We start from the raw sequence: 4,557 nt of genomic DNA, 5'->3' as shown, positions 1-4,557 counted from the left end.
GAATGATGGGGGCAGAATGATGGGGGCAGAATGATGGGGTGGCAGACTGATGGGGTGGCAACAAGGGCTCCGTAGGTCTAGTTCCGGTCGACGGCTCCGCCCTCATCTCCCTCTCTCCTTGTCTCCTTGTCTCCTTGTCTCCATAATTCTGCCCCGAATCATTCTGCCTTCATCTCCTCACCATCACCCCGACGGTTGCACGCGAACGCCACCCGCTGCCGACGTCTGACATTCAATCAAACCACAAGCGCCCTACGTCAAGATGTCCTTGACCACGTGTGCTTCTTCGACGCCCGTCAGCCGTTGGTCCAGTCCCCGAAACGGGAACGTCAGCCGTCTGTGGTCGATCCCCAGCTGGTGCAAAATCGTGGCATTCAAATCGCGGATGTGGACGGGATCTTCGACGATGTTGTAACTGAACTCATCGGTCTGTCCGTACGCCATTCCCCCCTTGATGCCTCCGCCGGCCATCCAAACACTGAAGCAGCGTGGATGGTGGTCGCGGCCGTAATCGGTCGGCGTCAGTTTACCCTGGCAAAAGGTGGTGCGTCCGAATTCGCCGCCGAAGACGATCAAGGTATCGTCCAGCAATCCGCGTTGTTTGAGATCCGAAATCAGTCCCGCGGACGCCTGGTCCACATCGTACGCCTGGCCACGCAATTTTTTGGGTAATCCGACGTGGTGGTCCCAGCCGCGGTGAAACAGTTGTACGAACCGCACCCCGCGTTCGACCATCCGTCGCGCCAGTAAACAGTTTCGCGCAAACGACCCGCTTTTGTGCACTTCGGGACCGTATTGGGCAAGCACATGCTCTGGCTCGTCGCTCAAGTCGGTCAATTCGGGAACCGACGTTTGCATCCGAAACGCCATCTCTTGTTGGGCGATCGTGGTTTTGATTTCCGGATCACCGACTTCGTCCAAGTGTTCTCGGTTCAACTCCGTGACCAGATCCAGCATGTGTTGTCGACTGGGCGGGATCACACCGGGCGGGTTGGACAAAAACAGCACGGGGTCGCCGGACGGTTGGAACGAAACGCCCTGGTGCTTCGAGGGCAAGAACCCGGATCCCCAGAGTCGGCTGTAAAGCGCTTGCACGTTGCCGGTGCCGCCGGTCCAGAACGCCGAATTCATCACCACAAAATCGGGCAAGTTTTCATTCATGCGTCCCAGCCCGTAGCTCAGCCAGGACCCCAAACTCGCTTTGCCAGGGATCTGCGACCCGGTGCAGAAAAGCGTTTTGGCGGGGTCGTGATTGATCGCGTCGGTATTCAACGACTTCACGATGCACAAATCGTCGGCAACGTTGGACAGGTGCGGCAGCAACTCGCTCATCACAAGCCCGCTTTGTCCCTGCGGGGCAAAGGAGAACATCGACGGCGCGACGAGTTGGGCTTTCCCCTTGGTCATCGCCGTCACACGCTGGCCATTGCTGACGCTCGGTGGCAACGGCTTGCCGAACTGTTGGTGCAGTTCCGGCTTGTGGTCGAACAAATCGATCTGGCTGGGCGCACCGGCCATGAATAAAAAGATCACCCGTTTGGCGCGGGCGGGAAAGTGAAGTCCGCCGCCGGAGAGATCACCGCCGCTACTCGTGGCCGGATTGGCATTGGAGCGAGTCTGTGAAAGCAACGTCGCCAGCGCGGTCGCACCCAGTCCCATGCCGCAGTGGCGCAACAGACAATCCTTGAGAAACCCACGCCGATGATCGGTTGGCTGATTCGTGTCCATGCTTACTCTCTCGTCTTTGTGGCATCAAGGTTCAACAGCGAGTGGACCAACATCGTCATCGCCGCCAAGTCGGTGTTGGACGGTTCGGGACCATCGGCTGGCAGGATTGCGGGGCCATCTTGCGCGACCATCTTTTGAGCGGCATCCGGGTTGTCGCGGTAGACCGCACGGAATTGTTGCAGTGCGTCGATCATTCGATTCAACGCGTCTTCACTCGGGATCTTTGACGTGATCGTTTCATAGGCAATCTCGATCCTATGTTGATCGCTCGCTTCGGTCTGCAGCAACCGCGAGGCGAGCGTTTTGGCGGCGACGAAGTATTGTTGTTCGTTCATCAACACCAACGCTTGCAGGGGTGTGTTGGTCCGTTCCCGCCGGGCCGAGCAACTCTCCCGTGTCGGCGCGTCAAAGATCGTCATTTGCGGCGGCGGTAAGCCGCGTTTCCAAAACGAATACACACTCCGCCGATAGATCTTGCCGCCTTCATCGGGTTCAAAGACGCGCGGGTACGAGTACGGCATGGCCACGATCTTCCAAAGCCCTTCGGGTTGTGGTGGCTTGACGCTTTTTCCATACAGCGTCGGGTTCAGCAACCCGCTGACCGCCAACACCTGATCGCGAATCACTTCGGCGTCGTAACGGTAGCGCGAGCCGCGCGCCAATAGCCGGTTTTGCGGATCGGCGATGAATCGTTCTTGCGGGGCTGCCGAACTTTGGCGATAGGTTTGTGAGAGGACAATCTTTCGGATCAACGCTTTGACATCCCAACCCGAATCGACGAATCGGTTCGTCAAGTAGTCCAGCAGCTCGGGATGGGTGGGCGGTTCACCTTGGGCACCAAAGTCTTCTGACGTCTTGACGATTCCAACACCAAACAATTGTTGCCAGAATCGATTGACCGCAACCCGCGCCGTCAGCGGGTTGTCCGGATCAACCAACCATCTCGCTAAATCCATCCGCGTCTTGGTCGGCTGATCCGATTCCAGCGGTGGCAGAAAACCGGGTGTGTCCCGTGTGACCACTTCGCCGGGTTGGTCGTAATTGCCACGAACCAGAATATGTGCCGGGCGGACCTCCTCACGCTCCTTCATGATCAATGTCGCGGGAATCGATTCGATCAACTGGTCACGGGAGGCTTGCAGTCGCGCCAGTTGATCGTTCAGTTGCTTTCGAGATTCTTCCGCCGCGCGATCTTGTTCTTCAGACTCGGCAGCTTGCCCCGCTTGTTCATTCGACTTCTGCTTGCGTTCAAGCTTCTTGAGACTCGATTGGACGTCGGCGATCTGCTGATTCAATCGCGCCAGTTCCTCGCGTTGACTCTCACTGGGCAGTTCCAAATACGGCGGTTGAAGACCACGTTTAAAGTCCAGACCGCGACGTCCACCGGTTTCCGGATCGCCGTCAAAGTTATTGAAGAATGCGTAGAACTGATAGAAGTCACGTTGCGTGATCGGGTCATACTTGTGGTCATGACAGACGGCACATTCGAGTGTCAGTCCCAGGAACGCGGTGCCGACGGCAGACACGCGGTCCACCACATTCCGCATGAAACTCTCTTCGGGCAGGGCGGTACCGCGATCGATGATCAAGTGCAGTCGGTTGAATCCGGAAGCGATCAACTGGTCCGTCGTCGGTTGTTCATAGAGGTCGCCGGCGATTTGTGCGACGGTGAAGTCATCGAAGGGCAGGTTTTCGTTGAACGCGCGAATCACCCAGTCGCGATAGGGAGTCATTTCGCGATAGTGATCGTGATGCAATCCGTTGGTGTCGGCAAAACGTACCAGGTCCAACCAGTAGCGCGCCATGTGTTCGCCATAGTGCGGTGAGTCCAACAATCGGTCCACCAGGTTCTCATAGGCATGCGGAGACGGGTCATTGAGGAACGCGTGAATCTCCGACCGCGTGGGAGGCAATCCGGTCAAATCCATCGTGACGCGACGAATCAGCGTCCGTTGATCCGCCGCCTCGTTGAGCGTCAATCCGCGTTCCCGCAGTTTCGCGATCACAAACGGATCGATCTCGTCTTTGGATTCGTCCGCCCCGGCAATCGTCGGCGGCGTGACTTCGGCGGGCGGGGCAAACGACCAATGTTTCTCATAGCGTGCCCCGGATTTCACCCAGCGGGTCAACAGCTCGATTTGCTCTGGCGAGAGCGACTTGTTCGAATCCGGCGGCGGCATGACCGTATCCGGATCATCCGAGGTGATGCGCGAGACCAGTTCCGTTAAATCAACCTGCCCCGCGATATCCAAACGAACATCCGCCTGCCGGTCCTCTTCGTCCGGCCCGTGGCAGAAAAAACAGGTGTCCGACAGAATCGGTCGAATCTGGTGGTTGAACGAAACGGGCTGCTCCTGCGAACCAGCCGAATCGGCCGCGCCGCAATCCGCCCAGCCGGTCAGCACACAGAGGAGAACACAACAACATACTCGCATCAAAAAAATCCAATGAATCGTCACGCGGGGCCAGCTTATCGACGCATCGTATTATAGTGCCCACAGGGCTGCTGCTTCCACAATGCCAGACGAACCTTGAAAAACGCCAGCTGGAAGCGCACCGGCCTGTCGATTGACGCCCGCACGCGTGTGCGACGGGCCTCGCCGCCTCCCTCGCGGATGTGTTCGGGCTACCATGATCGAGTTGATTTGGGAGCGTCGATCCCATCAACAGGTCGTTATGTCGCCCCCCAACCCCGTCGCCCAACGCTGGGAAGCATTTTTTAGCGGTAGGGCGCGAGCCCTCCGGTATTTCGGGAACGATGCGGGACCGGAGGGCTTGCGCCCTGCCGCTAACATGTAAAGCATTTTTTAGCGGTAGGGCGCGAGCCCT

At 58.0% G+C, this 4,557-nt stretch carries 2 protein-coding genes; both read right to left on the bottom strand.

The genetic code is table 11. From position 1 onward, the window contains the following. Positions 1-252 precede the first annotated feature (252 nt). The gene (locus tag ABX749_RS23180; protein WP_372898081.1) at positions 253-1,728 is read right to left on the bottom strand and encodes a DUF1501 domain-containing protein; all 1,476 of its coding nucleotides are present in this window, start codon (positions 1,726-1,728) and stop codon (positions 253-255) included. A gap of 2 nt (positions 1,729-1,730) precedes the next feature. Then, positions 1,731-4,163 carry a DUF1553 domain-containing protein gene (locus tag ABX749_RS23175; RefSeq protein WP_372898080.1) on the bottom strand — a complete coding sequence of 811 codons (2,433 nt, stop codon included), beginning with the start codon at positions 4,161-4,163 and terminating at the stop codon, positions 1,731-1,733. Positions 4,164-4,557: the final 394 nt, after the last annotated feature.

Source organism: Stieleria sp. (genome assembly GCF_041595215.1).
Classification (GTDB): domain Bacteria; phylum Planctomycetota; class Planctomycetia; order Pirellulales; family Pirellulaceae; genus Stieleria; species Stieleria magnilauensis.
The sequence above is the reverse complement of the archived record's forward strand: the minus strand, read 5'-3'. Positions and strand labels throughout refer to the sequence as shown.

Coding starts and splice junctions, on each gene's coding strand:
- ABX749_RS23180 (WP_372898081.1), bottom strand. CDS start 1,728: ATGGACACGAATCAGCCAACCGATCATCGGCGTGGGTTTCTCAAGGAT.
- ABX749_RS23175 (WP_372898080.1), bottom strand. CDS start 4,163: ATGCGAGTATGTTGTTGTGTTCTCCTCTGTGTGCTGACCGGCTGGGCG.